This is a genomic window from Arthrobacter sp. THG-b23 (assembly GCF_059091265.1).
The window spans coordinates 268,706-283,583 of the sequence record NZ_JBNHGM010000001.1 but is presented as its reverse complement, the minus strand read 5'-3'; the positions used below and the strand labels follow the sequence as shown (position 1 = coordinate 283,583).

The 14,878-nt window shown below is 69.5% G+C and carries 14 protein-coding genes; 4 read left to right on the top strand and 10 right to left on the bottom strand.

Annotated features, from left to right (window positions below; genetic code table 11):
- Positions 1–202: 202 nt before the first annotated feature.
- From AC5RVD_RS01365 to AC5RVD_RS01355, 3 genes are all read left to right on the top strand, one after another.
- Positions 203–1,549, top strand: a complete 1,347-nt coding sequence (locus AC5RVD_RS01365; RefSeq protein WP_494125702.1) for an NAD(P)/FAD-dependent oxidoreductase — start codon at positions 203–205, stop codon at positions 1,547–1,549.
- A gap of 345 nt (positions 1,550–1,894) precedes the next feature.
- Entirely contained in the window at positions 1,895–3,199 is a 1,305-nt protein-coding gene (locus AC5RVD_RS01360) for an MFS transporter (RefSeq protein ID WP_494125701.1), read from the top strand.
- Positions 3,200–3,309: 110 nt separating this feature from the next.
- Positions 3,310–4,218 (top strand): aldo/keto reductase, encoded by a 909-nt coding sequence (locus tag AC5RVD_RS01355; protein WP_494125700.1) that lies wholly within the window; start codon positions 3,310–3,312, stop codon positions 4,216–4,218.
- 79 nt (positions 4,219–4,297) lie between these two features.
- Here AC5RVD_RS01355 and AC5RVD_RS01350 read toward each other — a convergent pair whose 3' ends face one another.
- From AC5RVD_RS01350 to AC5RVD_RS01305, 10 genes are all read right to left on the bottom strand, one after another.
- Positions 4,298–5,152 (bottom strand): DNA-3-methyladenine glycosylase family protein, encoded by an 855-nt coding sequence (locus AC5RVD_RS01350; protein ID WP_494125699.1) that lies wholly within the window; start codon positions 5,150–5,152, stop codon positions 4,298–4,300.
- Between the two features lie 3 nt (positions 5,153–5,155).
- Positions 5,156–5,548 (bottom strand): universal stress protein, encoded by a 393-nt coding sequence (locus tag AC5RVD_RS01345; protein ID WP_494112791.1) that lies wholly within the window; start codon positions 5,546–5,548, stop codon positions 5,156–5,158.
- Between the two features lie 147 nt (positions 5,549–5,695).
- The gene (locus AC5RVD_RS01340; protein WP_494125698.1) at positions 5,696–6,298 is read right to left on the bottom strand and encodes a DNA-3-methyladenine glycosylase I; all 603 of its coding nucleotides are present in this window, start codon (positions 6,296–6,298) and stop codon (positions 5,696–5,698) included.
- 69 nt (positions 6,299–6,367) lie between these two features.
- Complete coding sequence (locus tag AC5RVD_RS01335; RefSeq protein ID WP_494125697.1) at positions 6,368–7,033, bottom strand: alpha-ketoglutarate-dependent dioxygenase AlkB family protein; 666 nt, start codon at positions 7,031–7,033, stop codon at positions 6,368–6,370.
- Complete coding sequence (locus AC5RVD_RS01330) at positions 7,030–7,662, bottom strand: methylated-DNA--[protein]-cysteine S-methyltransferase (protein ID WP_494121178.1); 633 nt, start codon at positions 7,660–7,662, stop codon at positions 7,030–7,032. The genes AC5RVD_RS01335 and AC5RVD_RS01330 overlap by 4 nt, the downstream gene beginning before the upstream one ends.
- Complete coding sequence (locus tag AC5RVD_RS01325; RefSeq protein WP_494125696.1) at positions 7,659–8,183, bottom strand: RNA polymerase sigma factor; 525 nt, start codon at positions 8,181–8,183, stop codon at positions 7,659–7,661. The genes AC5RVD_RS01330 and AC5RVD_RS01325 overlap by 4 nt, the downstream gene beginning before the upstream one ends.
- A 49-nt stretch (positions 8,184–8,232) precedes the next feature.
- A complete protein-coding gene (locus AC5RVD_RS01320; RefSeq protein ID WP_494125695.1) occupies positions 8,233–8,745 on the bottom strand; it encodes a methylated-DNA--[protein]-cysteine S-methyltransferase in 513 nt (170 codons plus the stop codon).
- Between the two features lie 137 nt (positions 8,746–8,882).
- Positions 8,883–10,361, bottom strand: a complete 1,479-nt coding sequence (locus AC5RVD_RS01315) for a gamma-aminobutyraldehyde dehydrogenase (protein WP_494125694.1) — start codon at positions 10,359–10,361, stop codon at positions 8,883–8,885.
- Positions 10,362–10,372: 11 nt separating this feature from the next.
- Positions 10,373–11,809, bottom strand: a complete 1,437-nt coding sequence (locus AC5RVD_RS01310; protein ID WP_494125693.1) for an NAD(P)/FAD-dependent oxidoreductase — start codon at positions 11,807–11,809, stop codon at positions 10,373–10,375.
- Positions 11,806–13,518, bottom strand: coding sequence for an amidohydrolase (locus AC5RVD_RS01305; protein WP_494125692.1), 1,713 nt, complete (start codon positions 13,516–13,518; stop codon positions 11,806–11,808). Before AC5RVD_RS01305 ends, AC5RVD_RS01310 begins: the two co-directional genes overlap by 4 nt.
- A gap of 252 nt (positions 13,519–13,770) precedes the next feature.
- On the opposite strand from AC5RVD_RS01305, the gene AC5RVD_RS01300 reads away from it, so the two are divergent.
- Complete coding sequence (locus AC5RVD_RS01300) at positions 13,771–14,814, top strand: iron-siderophore ABC transporter substrate-binding protein (protein ID WP_494126046.1); 1,044 nt, start codon at positions 13,771–13,773, stop codon at positions 14,812–14,814.
- Positions 14,815–14,878: the final 64 nt, after the last annotated feature.

The following is a 14,878-nucleotide window of genomic DNA, read 5'->3' as shown; positions in this document are numbered from 1 at the left end:
GGTCGCCGCCCGCCCCGGGCGCGGAGGGCACGCCGGAGGAACGGGCCGGCGAATGCGGCCCTGCCGGAAGCCGGGCCGGACCGAGGGTTCAGCTGCGTCTGGGGCGGTGCTAGTCTGGCCGCAGGCCGGCCCTGAAATTGCCGGCGAGGAATGCACCAGGACCACTCAATCACTGTCGACAAACAGGGAGGAAACCTGGACCATGACCACTTCAGCGACGCCTCACGTACTCATCCTGGGCGGCGGCTACGTCGGCCTCTACACAGCCTGGGGGATACGCAAGCGGCTGGGACCGTCGGACGCACGGATCACCGTTGTTGAGCCCAACTCGTACATGACGTACCAGCCGCTGCTGCCGGAGGTAGGCGGCGGGGAGATCGAACCGCGAATCGTCACGGTCAACCTGCGCAGCGCGCTGAAGAAGGTAGACATCGTCCGCGGCAAGCTGGTTTCACTGGACGTCCAGGCCAAGAACGCCCAGGTGCGCGAGATCGGCGGTGACGAATTTGCGGTGGCGTACGACCACGTGGTGTTCGCCGTCGGGGCGGTCACCAGAACCTTTCCCACGCCGGGGCTGGAAGAGCACGGCATCGGGTTCAAGACCGTGGAAGAGGCTATCTACTGCCGCGACAAGGTGCTCGACAACGTGGCGCTGGCTGCCGGCACCAGCGACCCGGAGGAACGGGCCAGGGCACTCACGTTCGTGGTGGTCGGCGGCGGCTATACCGGCGTCGAGGCCCTGACCGAGTTGAGCGACTTGTCCAAGCTGGCCGTGGACGCGCATCCGGAGTTGGACCGCTCGCAACTGCGCTGGGTGCTGGTCGAGGCACTGGATCGGGTAGCCCCCGAGGTCGGACCGAATCTCTCGGAGTGGACCTTGGGCCAGCTGCGCAAGCGCGGCATCGATGTGCGGCTGAACACCACCATGCCGTCCTGCGAGGACTCGGTGGCCGAGCTGAGCACCGGCGAACGCATCCCGGCCGGCCTCATTATTTGGACGGCCGGCATGAAGCCCAATCCCGTGCTGGACGACACGAACGTGCCGCGCGGCCCGAAGGGACACGTGAACGCGAACGCCCGGCTGCAGGTGATCGACGATGCCGGCCAGGTGGTGCAAGGCGCGTGGGCCGCCGGCGACTGCGCCCAGGTACCCGACCTGGCGGCGGAGAAGCAGCCGGCCTACTGCCCGCCGAACGCCCAGCATGCGGTCCGCCAGGCCAAGCTGCTCGCCCAAAACGTGGTCAACGCCGTGCAGGGCCAGCCGCCGGCCGAGTACCGGCACAAATCGCTGGGCACGGTCGCGACCTACGGCGTCGGCCGGGGCGCCGCGAAGATCTTTGGCTACGAGTTGAAGGGCAAGCCCGCCTGGTACGTCGCCATGGGCTACCACGGCATGGCGCTGCCCACCTGGATCCACAAATGGCGCCTGCTGGCAGGCTGGAGCCCGCTGGTGTTCGGCGGCCGGGACATCACGTCGATGGGGGCCACCCAGCATCCGCGGCGCGCCTTCGTCGAGGCGCATGCCGACACGCAGAAGGGCCGGACGTAAGCCCCCGGGTAGCAGGCAGGCCCCGGGCAAGCAGGCAGGCCCCGGGCAAGCAGGCAAGGCCGCAGGCAGGGCCCTGGCCCGGGCTGCCGGCTGAGCTGATATCAGGGCCTCCGCCGCCAGCACAGCGGCTGCCCACCGGCTGCCAGCGGAGCCCCCGAATCCGCACCCTCCCGCGCCCGTCCGTGCACCACCAGGGCGGCCGGAGTCCAGCCGGCGCGGCCAAACGTGAGCCAGCTCTCCATTGTTACGGTGGGAGACCGTTCTGCTGCGAAGCCTGCCGCCGGAAGGCCCGCGCGGGGAGTAGCCTGCTGGACGGAGCCCGACCCGGGCAGCGAGGAGAGCAGTATGTCCAAACACCCCAGTGGCGCACTGCTTTTCGTCCTGACCTGCGCCATGGGCGTCGGCCCGCTGCTGAACTACGGCCTGAGCGCCGTCAGCCCGCTGGTCATCGACGACCTGGGCATCAGCGAGGGCCAATTCGGCCTGCTGGCCACGACCATTTTCGCCAGCGCCGCTGTCTCCAGCATGTGGCTGGGCAAACTCAGCGACCGGATTTCCAGCCGCTCCCAGTTGGTCCTGATCTTCGCCGGCACGGCGGTGGCCCTGGTGGTCGCCGCCCTGTCCCACCATTACCTGGTCCTGGTGATCGCCGCGCTGCTGGCGGGCCCCACGCAGGCCATTTCCAACCCGACCACGAACCGGATCATCATGACCCAGGTTCCTGCGCCCAAGCGCCCGGGCTGGATCGGGGTCAAGCAGTCCGGCGTCCAGGGCAGCCAACTGTTCTCGGGCTTGTTCTTCCCCGTCGCCGCGCTGTGGGCCGGCTGGCAAGGCGCCACCGCCCTGGCGGCCGTCGTCGCCGTCGGGTTGTTGCTCTACGGCCTGCGCCAACTCCCGAGACGGGGCACCGAAACGACGGCGGCGAAGGCGCCTCCCGCAAACGCGGCGCCGTCCGCCACACCGCCGGCCGATGCCCCAGCCGCACAGGGCGCAAGCGCCCCGGCCGCCCGGCAGGGCCGCATGGACCGCACAAAGCAAACCGAGCGCGCCGGCGGGCTGTCCCGGTTCCCGCCCTCGGTCTGGCTGTTCGCCGGTTACGCATTGCTGTCCGGCCTGGGCATGCAGGCCACCAACGTCTACCTGCCGCTGTTCACCGTCCGGGAACTGGACTTCAGCCTGGTCATGGGCGGCGTGGCAGCCGGCGTCTCCGGCGTCGTCGGCGTAACCTCCCGGGTGCTGTGGGGGCGGCGCATGGCCACGGGTGTGCGGGCCTCCACGCTGCTCATCCTGCTCGGAATCGGGGCGCTCGGCGGAGCGGGGGCGTTCCTGGCCGCGGGCTCGCTCGGAATTCCGGCGTTGCTCTGGCTGGGCGTCGTCCTGCATGGTGCCACCGTGTTGGGCACCAACGTGGTGGTAATCGCCGGCGTGATGCGCGTGGTTTCGGCCGAACGGGTCGGAGCGGCCTCCGGCATTGTCTCGATGGGAATGTATGCCGGTTTCGCCGCCGGGCCGCTGCTCATGGGTCTGCTGCTCGAGGCCACCGGCAGCTTCGATACCGGCTGGCTGCTGGTGGGCGCCGGATACCTGCTGTGCTCGGTGCTGGCCGTCGCCCTCCGCGCCTACGGCAACCGCGCCGGCGTCGTGCGCTGACCTGCCCGACGGACCGGAGGTGCCCCCTCCCTGCTTGCGTGGCAGGACCGACGCCTCGCCTCCGGTAGCTTGGTGAATGGTTAGATGTTGGGACTGCAGGAAGGCACACGGTGAAACAACGCGCACTCGGACGGTCGGGATTGCACGTCTCAGAATTGAGTTTCGGGGCCGGCGGGTACTGGGGCATGAAGGCTTTCCCCGAGCGGCAGGCGGCGCACCTGATCGACCAAGCGCTCGACGGCGGCATCACCGCCTTTGACACCGGCCCGAATTACAGCCGCGGGAACGCCGAGGAGCGGTTGGGCCGGATCCTCAAAGGCCGCACGGAGAATCTGGTGATCTCCACGAAGGTCGGGTCCCACTGGATCAACAACCGGAATGTGAAGGATTACTCGGCCCGGGCCATCGAAAACAGCGTGCATGGCAGCCTGCGGCGGCTCCAGTTGGACCACCTGCCCTTGCTGCACTTCCATGGTTTCCCCCAGCCGGCCGGTCCCGCGATCGACACCGTCCTGAAGCTGAAGGAACAGGGGAAGGTCGGGGCGCTCGGCGTCTCCACCGGCCGCGGCGGCGCCGGGAAAGCGCTCAAGCTGGGCATCTTCGACGCCCTGATGGTGGAATACAACATCGTGGACCGGTCGCTGGCGACGGTGATCTCCGAGGCCCGGGAAGCCGGCGTGGGCGTCAAGCTCAAGTCGCCGCTCGCCCAGACCCTCTACTCGCGCGACATCTTCAAAATCACCGGCCCCAGCGACGTCTGGTACCTGTTGCGGGCGCTGAAGAACCACCGGCACAAGTTTGTGCAAGGCCGGAAGTACCGGTTCATCAACGACGTCGACGGCCTCTCCGCGAGCGAGATCGCGCTGGCCTTCGTGCTCAGCAATCCCGGAGTCTCCAGCGCGGTGATCGGCACCGTGAAGCCGGAACACTTGCGCTCCAACCTCAAGGCGCCGCAGGTCCGGTTGCCCGCGGAGCTCTTGGAGCGGATCGAGCAGGCAGGTTCTGCAGCCCGGAGGTGAAGGGTGTGCGCGCCGGGTGAGGGCCGAAAAAGGGGACGCCGCTCTCGCCCGCGCGGGCAGCCGGTGAAGGGCGGTTTTCCTAAGGCAGGTAGGCCGAGGCGGTCCAGAGGTGGAAGACGGCGTAGGCCCGCACCGGAGACCACGACCGGCCGAGCGCGCGGGCCTCGGTGGCGGCCTTCACTCCGAGAGCCCGCCGCAGCACCAGATCGCCCTCGGGGTAGGCATCGCGGTCGTGCAACGCCCGCATGGCAAGGTACTCGACCGTCCACGGACCGATGCCGGGCAGCGCCAGCAGGCGGCGGCGGGTGTCGGCGTGGTCCGTGTCCGGAGAGAGGTCCAGTCCGTCCGCGCAGGCTTCGGCCAAAACCTGGACGGTCCGGGCGCGGGCACCGGTCAAGCCGACGGCTTCGCGGACGGCGTCGGGGCCGGCGGCGGCCAGTGCATCCGGTGTGGGGAAGAGCGCCAGGCCGGTGCCGGACCGGGAGCCGAAGGCAGAGACCAGCCGGGCCGTGAAGGTGCGGGCAGCGGCCAGCGAGACCTGCTGGCCGATCACGGTGGAGACGGCACCCTCGAAGCCGTCCGGGTAACCAAGGATGCGCAGCCCGGGACGGTCAGCGAGCAGCGGTCCGAGCACCGGATCGGCGCCCAACGCCGCCGCCACCCGCTCCGGTTCCAAGTCCAGGTCGAGCCAGCCGCGCACCGCCGTCGTAATTTCGCTCAGGGCGGCGGGGGAATCGCTGCCGATGTCCAGGTCGACGGCGTCGGGCGACAGGGTGGCGGTAACCGGCACCGGTCCGGCGCTGGTGCCGAACAGGCGGGTGCAAGTGCCCGCCGCCACATCGACGGTTTCGATGCCAGGTACCGCATGGGCGGCCAGGGCAGCCAGCGCGGCGGAGGAGTCGAACGGCGGAAGCACCGGCAGGTTAACCTGCATGGGTCAGCGGGCCTTGACCGCCAGGACCGGGCAGTCGACGGACAGCAGGATCTCCTGGGCGGTGCTGCCCAAGATCAGCTTGCCCACCGGCGAGCGCCGGCGCAGGCCGATGACGAGCAGCGAGACCGAGAGTTCTTCGACCAGCTCCACGATCTCGTCCACGGCGTCCTTGCCGCGGACGAACTGCTTGAACTCTGCTTCCAGGCCGGAGTTATACAGTTCCTGCTGCACCCAGGCCGCGTCATGGGCATCCGCGAACGACTCGTCCTTCTGCGTCCCGCCCGGGCTGGCGTTGACGACCACCAGCTTCTCATTGGTCTGGGTGGCCATCTGAATGCCCTTGCTCAGGGCCGCGCGGCCCTCGGGACGCGGGGCGTAGGCAACAAGAATCGTCAACGTGCTCTCCTTACCGAGATAACTCCTGCGGTGCCGGCTCCCGGTCGAACATGCACGTCCGGTTCCCCCCGAAGCCAGCGGATGCACTTCATTGTGGCACGCATCTCACGGTGCGGCGGATGCGTGAAGTGATTGTGAAAGCGGGCGTTAGTTCCAGACGCCGGAGGAGCCGCGGCGGTGGCTGTCCACCAGGTGGGTGTCGATCATGCCGATGGCCTCCATCAGGGCGAACATGGTGGTGGGGCCGACGAAGGCGAAGCCGCGCTGGCGCAGCGCCTTGGACAGGACGACGGACTCCGGCGATGTGGTGGGCACATCCTGGATGCGCCGCGGGGCCGGTGTTTCCTCCGGCTGGAACGACCAGACGAAGTCGCTCAGGCCGCCTTCTGCGCGCAGTTCAATGGTGGCGTTCGCGTTGGTGATGGCGGCGCGGATCTTGGCCCGGTTCCGCACGATTCCGGCGTCCTGCATCAGCGCCTCGACGTCGTCTTCGGTGAACGCGGCGACGGTGTCCACGTGGAAACCCTGGAACGCTTCCCGGAAGGCCGGGCGTTTGCGCAGGATCGTGGCCCAGGAGAGCCCGGCCTGGAAGCCCTCCAGCGTGATGCGCTCATAGACGCCTTGCTCGCCCCGGACCGGCATGCCCCATTCGGTGTCGTAGTATTCGCGCAGCATCGGATCCGTGGCGGCCCACGCCGGCCGTGCCAGGCCGTCCTCGCAGAGGACTACGCCGGAAGCGGTTGTCTCCATGGTTCGATTCTCTCCTACCGTGGCGCCGCCCGCAGGACCGCCTGACACGCTGTGGAAAACCGCGGACCCTCACCCCAGTCCGGTCACCCGCATGGTCAGGTTCAACCGGCCGCCGGTCAGCCCGCAGGCGGGATCGGCGGTGCCAGGGTAGATCCTGGGCACGCCGTGGTAGGCGAACCGGGCGGGTCCGCCGAATACGAACAGATCCCCGGAGCGCAGCCGGAGGTCGGTATACGGTTTGGTCCGCGTTTCGGTGTTGCCGAAGCGGAACAGGCAGTCGTCGCCGACGCTGAGCGATACCACCGGGAAGTCCGCCTGTTCGTCCTTGTCCTGGTGCATGCCCATCTTGGCGGTGTCGTCGTAGAAGTTGATCAGGGCCGTATCCGGCTCGTAGCCTTGCCCCGCGGCGGGATCCCCCGAAGCGTCGGCCAGGGCCAGCCTGCCCCACTCGGCGAGCCAGCCGGGGAACTCCAGCACGCGGGCGCCGTTCACGTCGTCGGCGGTGCGGGTGTACTTGTACGGTGCCCAGTGCCAGCCCAGGCACAGCGTCCGCACGCTCATCTCGTGGCCGCCCGGCAGCCTGGCCGCGCGGTAGGGGACCGGTCCACGGCCGAACTCCCGGCAGGCTTCGACCAGTTCGCGCTGCTGCTCCACGGTCAGCCAGCCCGGCACATGCACCGCGCCCGGAGCGATCTCGCGGGGGCCGGCCGGAGCGTCGTCGAACAGCGTGCTCACGCCGCCGCCTCCAGGCCCAGCAGGTAGGCCTTCGCCTCCGGCCCGCCGAGGTAACCGCCGAAGGCGCCGTCCGAGCGCAGCACACGGTGGCAGGGCACGACGACGGGCAGCGGGTTGGTGGCGCAGGCGCTGCCCACGGCGCGCACCGCCTTGGGATTTCCGACGGCGGCGGCCACCTGAGCGTAGCTTTCTGTCCGGCCGTAGGGGATCTCGGGCAAGTGCCTGAGCACGTCCGCCCGGAATCCCTTGGACAGCCGGCGGTCCAGCCGGAGGTCGAAGGAGCGCCGCAGGCCGGCGAAGTATTCGTCCAGTTGCCGAGCGGCCGCCTCGAGCCGGGCCGGAGCATGCAGGATCCGTGGGCTGACCCTGGCTGCCAGGCCGGCCAGCACGGCTTCGTGGTTTTCGCCCTCGAAGGCCACGCGGACCAGTCCTTCGTCCGTGGCGGCCAGCAACAGCTGCCCGAGCGGAGTGTCGGCGGTAGCGTAGGCCAGGTCGAGGGTGCCTGCGGCCGCGGCCTCGTGTTCCAGCCTGGTGTGCAGCCGCTCCAGCAGCGCCGGATCCAGGCGGGTCAGCACGTCCAGCGCGGGGCCGGGCGCGGCGTCCCGGGCCGCCGATTGTGCGGTAGTCATCGCATAACTCCTTCACTTGCGTGTTGTGGGGCGGCCGCCGCGGCTTGCTCCCGGTCACCGCGGTACAGCGCCCGAAGCCTGGCGATGCCGTCGGCGGCTGCGCGACGGACGGCTCCGGTCGTGGACCCGGTGATTTCGGCGGCTTCGGCGTACGGCAACCCGACCAGGTAATGCAACGCGACCGCTTCGCGCTGCCTCAGGGGCAGGGCAGCGACCGCCTGGCGCAGTTCGTCGTCGTCATTACCGGGGATACCCAGCGTGGACGGTGACTCGGGCAGATACTCTGCCGGCACCGGAGTGCGCGCCCGACGCCGGACGACGTCGATGGCCTTGCGGTGGGCGATGGTGACCAGCCAGGCCTCATGGTTTGCGGCGGCGGGCAGCTCCGGATAGGCCCTGAGCGCGGACAAGAAGGCCTCCGACCAGGCATCCTCGGCGTCCGGCCCGGGACCCAGCACCACCCGGCATACGCGCAGCACCGTGGGGCCGTGGTCGCTGACCAGTTGCTCGAAGGGTTTCATCTGCACACCTTGTAGACGCTCGCCGGGCGCATTCCGTGAGGTGGGCGCATCAGAAAAGCTTGCCCGCCTTCACGTCTGCCGGCTCTTCCAGTTCCAGCAGGAAGCGCTTTCGCTCCAGCCCGCCGGCATAACCCACCAACGAGCCGTCCGCTCCGACCACGCGGTGGCACGGCACCACGATGGACAGCGGGTTTTGGCCGTTGGCGTGGCCCACCGCCTGGGCCAGATGCGGATCGCCCAGGCCGGCTGCCAGCTGTCCGTAGGAGCGCGTCTGGCTGTAGGGGATGTGCCGCAGCAGCGCCCACACCTTGAGCTTAAAGGGGTCACCCTTCGGCGCCAACGGCAGGTCGAACTCCCTGCGCCCGCCGGCGAAATACTCTGCCAGTTGCTCAGCGACTGCTGCAAAGACTGCTTCGCGGCCGACGGCGGTGCGTTCGCCGAAGGTGGCGGCAGCTGGCATCCGCTTGTGGCCCGGGAAGTAGAGCGCGGTCAGCGACCCGTCCTCGGCGACGGCCGTCAGCTCCCCGACCGGGGTATCGATGAGGGTGTGCACGCGGGTCATGGTGCTCCTTCGTCCGCTTCCATTCTCTCCCGTGCAGACGTTCCGGCGCGCGTTAAGGTGAGTCCCGCGCTACTGTTCCGACTTCCTCCGGCGGCAGCCGGCGCGGGGCAGCGTGCCGTCGGGGCGCGTGGCGCCGCTCAGCCGCGGTAACGGAACACCGTGTCCTGCCACTCCTTGTGCGCGGCCGGGTCGCTGCCCATGCTCACGTGCTTGATGTTCGTGTAGTCCTCCAGTGAATACGCGGACATGTCCTTGCCGAAACCGGAGGCCTTGTACCCGCCATGCGGCATTTCGGAGACGATCGGGATGTGGTCGTTGATCCAAACGCAGCCGGCCTGGATGTCGGCCGATGCGCGCAGGGAACGCGCCAGGCTGCTGGTCCACGCGGAGGCAGCCAGCCCGTACTGGGTGTCATTGGCCAGCGCGATGCCCTCGCCGTCGGTGTCGAACGGAATCGCGGTCAGCACCGGGCCGAAGACCTCGTCGCGGACTATTTCCGCATCCTGCCCGACGCCGGTGACCAGCGTGGGCCGGTAATACGCACCGTCTGCCAGTTCGGCGCCGGGAGCCGCGCCGCCGGCCAGGATTTTCGCCCCCGCGTCCCGCGCCCGGTCCACGAAACCCGCCACCTTGTCCCGGTGCGCGCGGCTGATCAGGGAGCCCATGTCGGTGGCGTCGTCGGTGGGGTCGCCCACCACCACCAGTTCCATCAGCTCGGCCACCCGTGCGGTGAAAGCGTCGAACAGCGGCCGCTGGACGTACGCCCGGGTGGCGGCGGTGCAGTCCTGGCCGCCGTTGATGGTGCAGCCGGCCACCGCTCCGTGCGCGGCGGCTTCCAGATCCGCGTCGTCGAACACGACGAACGGTGCCTTGCCGCCCAGCTCAAGGTGCACGCGGTTCCCCCGCCCCGCCGCCAGCGCCATGATGCGGCGTCCGACGGCGGTGGAGCCGGTGAAGGACGTCATGGCCACATCCGGATGGGTCACCAGGGCCTCGCCCGCTTCCCGGCCGCTGCCGGTGACGATGTTGACCACGCCATCCGGTATTCCGGCCGCGGCCGCGGCTTCGGCGAAGATCAGGCTGGTGCCCGGCGTGAGTTCGGAGGGCTTGAGCACAATGGTGTTGCCGGCGGCGATCGCCGGCAGGATCTTCCATGCGGCCATTTGCAGCGGGTAGTTCCACGGCGCCACGGAACCCACCACGCCGATCGGCTCGCGCCGGATCATCGAGGTGCCGCCGGTGCCGTATTCGCCGGCCGCCACTCCCTGCAACTGGCGGGCCGCGCCCGCGAAGAACGCGGCGTTGTCGACGGTCCCGGGAACGTCGAACCCGGTGGCCAGGCGGATGCTCTTGCCGGTCTGCGCGGTTTCGACCGCCGCCAGCTCTGCGGCCCTGCGGTCCAGTTCGGCCGCCAGTTTCAGCAGGGCCTCGGAACGTTCGGCAGGCGTCGCGCCCGCCCAGGTCGGAAAGGCGGTTTTGGCGGCCGCCACGGCGTCGTCCACGTCGGCCCCGGAAGCATAGCGGATGGTCTCCGCGGCCTCTCCGGTGGCCGGGTTGACGCGCGTGGCACGCTCTCCGCGGCCCTCGCGGAGTCCGCCGTCGATATACTGGTGCATTCTTGTCTCCTTTACGAGTCGAAGCCCATGCCGGCCGCGTCCATGGCTTTCAGCCAGGGGCCGCGTCGTCCCCGGTTGCGGTCGGCGCGGATCAGGGCAGCTGTGGTGAGCTTGATGCCGAGCCAGGCGAGCGGCTCGGGCGGGAACGGCAGCGGCTTCCGCCGCACCAGCTCCAGCTCCGTCCGTTCGGTCGGCCGGCCGGACAGCAGGTCCAGCATCACGTTGGCGCCGAAACGCGAGGCTCCCACGCCGAGGCCGGTAAAGCCGGCGCAATAGGCCACCCGGCCGGCGCAGGCGGTGTCGAAGAAGGAGAAGAAGCGGCTGCAGGTATCGATGGCGCCGCCCCAGGCGTGGCTGAAGCGCACGTCGGCCAGCTGCGGGAAGGTGGCGGCGAAGTGTGCGGCGAGGCGGCGGAACGTTTCCGGGCGGTGTTCGTGGCCGTGCCGGAGCGACCTGCCGTAGTGGTAGACGGCGTCGTAGCCGCCGAACAGCATCCGGTCCCGCCCGTCGGCATCGGTGGTCAGCCGATAGTAATGGAACCGGTTGTCGTTGTCGGAAATGCCAAACCGCTCCGACCAACCCAGCGACTCCCGTTGCCCGCCGGTCAGCGGTTCGGTCATCAACGCGTAGTCGTACACCGGGACGGTATGCAGCCGGGTGCGCGCCAGCAGCGACGGGAAGGCATTGGTCGCCAGCGCGACGCGTCCGGCGGCCACGGAGCCGGCGTCGGTGCGCAGCAGGATGGATCCCGCCCGTTGGGACAGGGAGCGTGCCGGCGTGTGTTCAAAGATTTCGACGCCGGCGCCCAGGCAGGCGTCGCGCAGTCCCCAGGCGAGTTTCGCGGGGTGCACCATCGCCGTTCCCTGCCGGTCCCGCAACCCCGCCCGGTAGGCGGGGGAGGCCACCTGCTGTTGGACGGCGGCCTGGTCCAGGAACTCCAGTGCGGGGTCCTCGGCGGCCTCCTCGGCCAGCCAGGCGACGTGGTGCTCTTCGGTGGCCACGGACAGCGTGCCGGTGCGTTCAAAGCCGGCGTCGATCCCGTACCGGGCCAGGCTCTCTTCGATCTCGTCCAGGTTCTGCAGACCCAGCTTGTCCAGCAGTTCGTTTTCGCCGGGAAGGTGTCTCTGCCCGTTCGCGCTCCCATGGGTCAGGCTGGCCTCGCAGAAGCCGCCGTTGCGCCCGGACGCGGCCCAGCCGATGCGGTTGCCCTCCAGGAGCACCACCGAGCGGTCCGGGTCCCGCTCCTTGGCCAGCAGCGCGGTCCACAAGCCGGTGTAGCCGCCGCCGACCACCGCCAAATCCGCCGTCACCGGGCCGCGCATCGACGGCAGCGGTTCGGGACGCGAGGGATCATCCAGCCAGTACGGCGTCGGGGACGCCCCGGCCAAGGCTGCGTCGAGGCGGGCGGCCGGGATCTGTTCTTCGGCACGGTCATAGAACGTTTTCATGCCGGCGCCCCCTGTCGTTCGAAGACCGGTTGGCCGGCCACCAGAGTCATGTCGGTGCCGACGGTGTGCAGCTCCGCCGGTGGCAGGCTGAACGGATCGACGGTCAGAACCGCCAGGTCGGCCGGCGCTCCGGGGACAATACGGCCGCCGTCGTCATGGCGGTTCAGCCACGCCGAGCCGGAGGTGTAGGCGGCCAGCGCCGTCTGCAGGGACAACGCCTCGCCCGGAAGCAGCGGCCCGTCCGAGCCGTCGTCCGGGTGCCACCGGTTCACCGCCACGTGGATGGCCTGCCATGGATCCGGGGAGGACACCGGCCAGTCCGAGCCCATCGCGAGCCGGGCGCCGGAGGCGGCCAGGGAGGCGAAGGGGTACTGCCAGCCGGCCCGTTCCTGGCCGATCAGCGGCACGGTCAGCTCGCGCATCTGTGCGTCGTTGCAGGCCCAGAGCGCCTGCAGGTTCGCGGTGATGCCCAGTTCCCCGAAACGGGCGATGTCGGCGGGGTGGATGATCTGCAAATGCGCCATGTGGTGCCGGCCGCTGCCGGGCCCGTTCGCGCGCCTGGCCCGCTCGACGGCGTCAAGTCCCTCCCGCACGGCACGGTCGCCGATCACGTGCAGGTGCAGGTCGAATCCCGCGGCATCCAGTGCCGTCACTACTGCCACCAGAACGTCCTCGGGAAGATAGGTCAGCCCGCGGCTCGCCGACGGGCTGCCCGCCGCGTTGCCGCGGGCGGCAGGGCTTTCGTGTCCCGCCGCGCCGGCACAGGCGCAGGGTTGCAGGTACGGCTCCAACATGGCCGCGGTCCTGTTCTCCGGCACCCCGTCGACCATGATCTTGGCGCTGGTGGTGCGGAAACCGGCCGCCGCATTCTGCTCCCGGCGGGCGATAAACTCCGCGACCAGGTCGGGGACCGACGCCAGGCTGGTGCTCCGCGGCACCCAAAGGGCTCCGGCGGCGCGGCCGGTCAGCAGGCCCTCCTCCCACAACGTCCGGTACGCGGCACTCGCCTCCGGATAGCCGGCATAGTCGCCCAGGATCGCCTCCTGCCATCCGGTTACGCCTACCGAGTGGAGGTAGCGCTGGGCCTCCAGCAAGCCGGCCCGCATGTCCTCGACCGTCGCGCGGGGGATGACCCGGTTGACCAGATCCATGGCGCCTTCGTGCAGGGTGCCGTCCGGTCTTCCGGAAGCATCGCGCTCCAGCAGGCCGTCCGTCGGGTCGGGGGTGGCGGCATCGATGCCGGCCAACTCCAGCGCGCGGCTGTTGACCCAGGCGCTGTGGTGGTCCGCGTTGACCAGATAGACCGGGCGGTCCGGGACCACCGCATCCAGCGCCTGCCGGGTCGGGTAGCCGCCCGGGAAATCCGCCTTGTGCCAGCCGCCGCCGGTGATCCACTCGCTGGTGCTGGACGAGGCGAACCCGGCTATCCGGGCCAGCACCTCGTCGGTTCCGGTGCAGAGGGACAGGTCGCAGCCCAACCGTTCCATCCCGGCCATCACGGCGTGCACGTGGGCGTCGGTGAAGCCGGGCGCCAGCAGCCGGCCGCGCAGGTCCACCACGGTGGCATGCGGCCCCGCCGCTGCCCGGGCTTCGGCATCGGTTCCAATGGCGATGACCACCCCGCCCGTGACGGCAACCGCCGTGGCCCCGGGGAGCAGGCGCAGTCCATCGAAGATCCTGCCGGAGTGGAATATCCAGTCTGCCGCCATGGCCGCTCCTCTGACCCGGCGCCGACGCCGGAAATGAATGGGTTTCACTTATGACACAGGCGGCGGGTCTCTTTGTCAACGGTTTTGCCGGAGTTCCCGGGACGAGGCGGCCCCGACTCCGCTCTGGCCGGCCGGCCAAGCCTCGGCGCGGAATACGTAACGAAGTAGTTGCTTAATCTGAGTGAGCGTAGGCTACCCTTACTTTGTTCGTTTCCCTTGATTCGAGGAGGCCCCGAGTTGGCCCTTTCACGCATGCGCGGGCTGGCTGCTGCCGCCGCCGTCGTCTTGATGTCCCTGACCGCCTGCTCCACCGGTCCCGCCGGCGGAGGTTCCGAGGCCGGCCCGTCGGCCGCGGCGTCGGACCAGTTCCCGGTAACGGTTGAACACGCCTTCGGCGAGACCGTGATCGAAGAACAGCCCGAACGCGTGGCCACCGTGTCCTGGGTCAATTCCGACGTGTCGCTGGCGCTGGGCGTGGTTCCGGTCGGCATGCCCAAGGAGGACTGGGGCGGAAACGAGAACGGGTCCACCCCGTGGCGGGACGCCAAGCTGGAGGAGCTGGGCGCCGCGATCGGCAGCGAAAACGCGCCCACGCTGTATTCCGAGGCGGACGGCATCGCCTTCGACGAGATTGCCGAGCTGGCCCCCGACGTCATTCTGGCCGCCTACTCCGGGCTGACCCAGGAAGACTACGACACGCTCAGCAAGATCGCCCCGGTCGTCGCGTACCCGGAGACTCCGTACGGCACCGACTGGCAGGATTCCACCCGGCTGATCGGCCAGGCGCTGGGCCGCAGTGCTGCCGCCGAGGACCTGGTGGCCGAGACCGAGCAGGCCATCGTGGCCAAGGCCTCGGAGTACCCGCAACTGGCTGACAAGAGCTTTATCTACGGCAACCTTGAACCCGCCAAGGGCGACGGCGTGAACGTCTACACTGCCAACGACAACCGGCCGAAGTTCCTCACCAGCATCGGCATGGTCCAGGCGGATGTTGTCACCGAGGCCACCGCCGGCTCCGACGAGTTCTTCATTCCGTGGTCGGCCGAGAAGGCCAACGAGCTGGAATCCGATGTGTTCGTGACCTGGGTGCCGGACGACAAGACCGCCGAGCAAATCACGACCGACCCGCTGCTGAGCCAGATCCCGGCGATCGAAGACGGTGCGCTGGTGGCGGACTCGGACAACACGCTGACGCTGTCCATTTCGGCCGCGTCGCCGCTGAGCCTGCCGTGGGCGCTGGATACCTTCCTGCCCATGCTCGCCAAGGCCGCCGACGCGGCTGACGCCGCCAAGTAGCCTGCGGCGCCGCCCCGGTACGACGGCGAGGGGCACCCTCCGCGCGGATTGAGCAGTGCCGGCG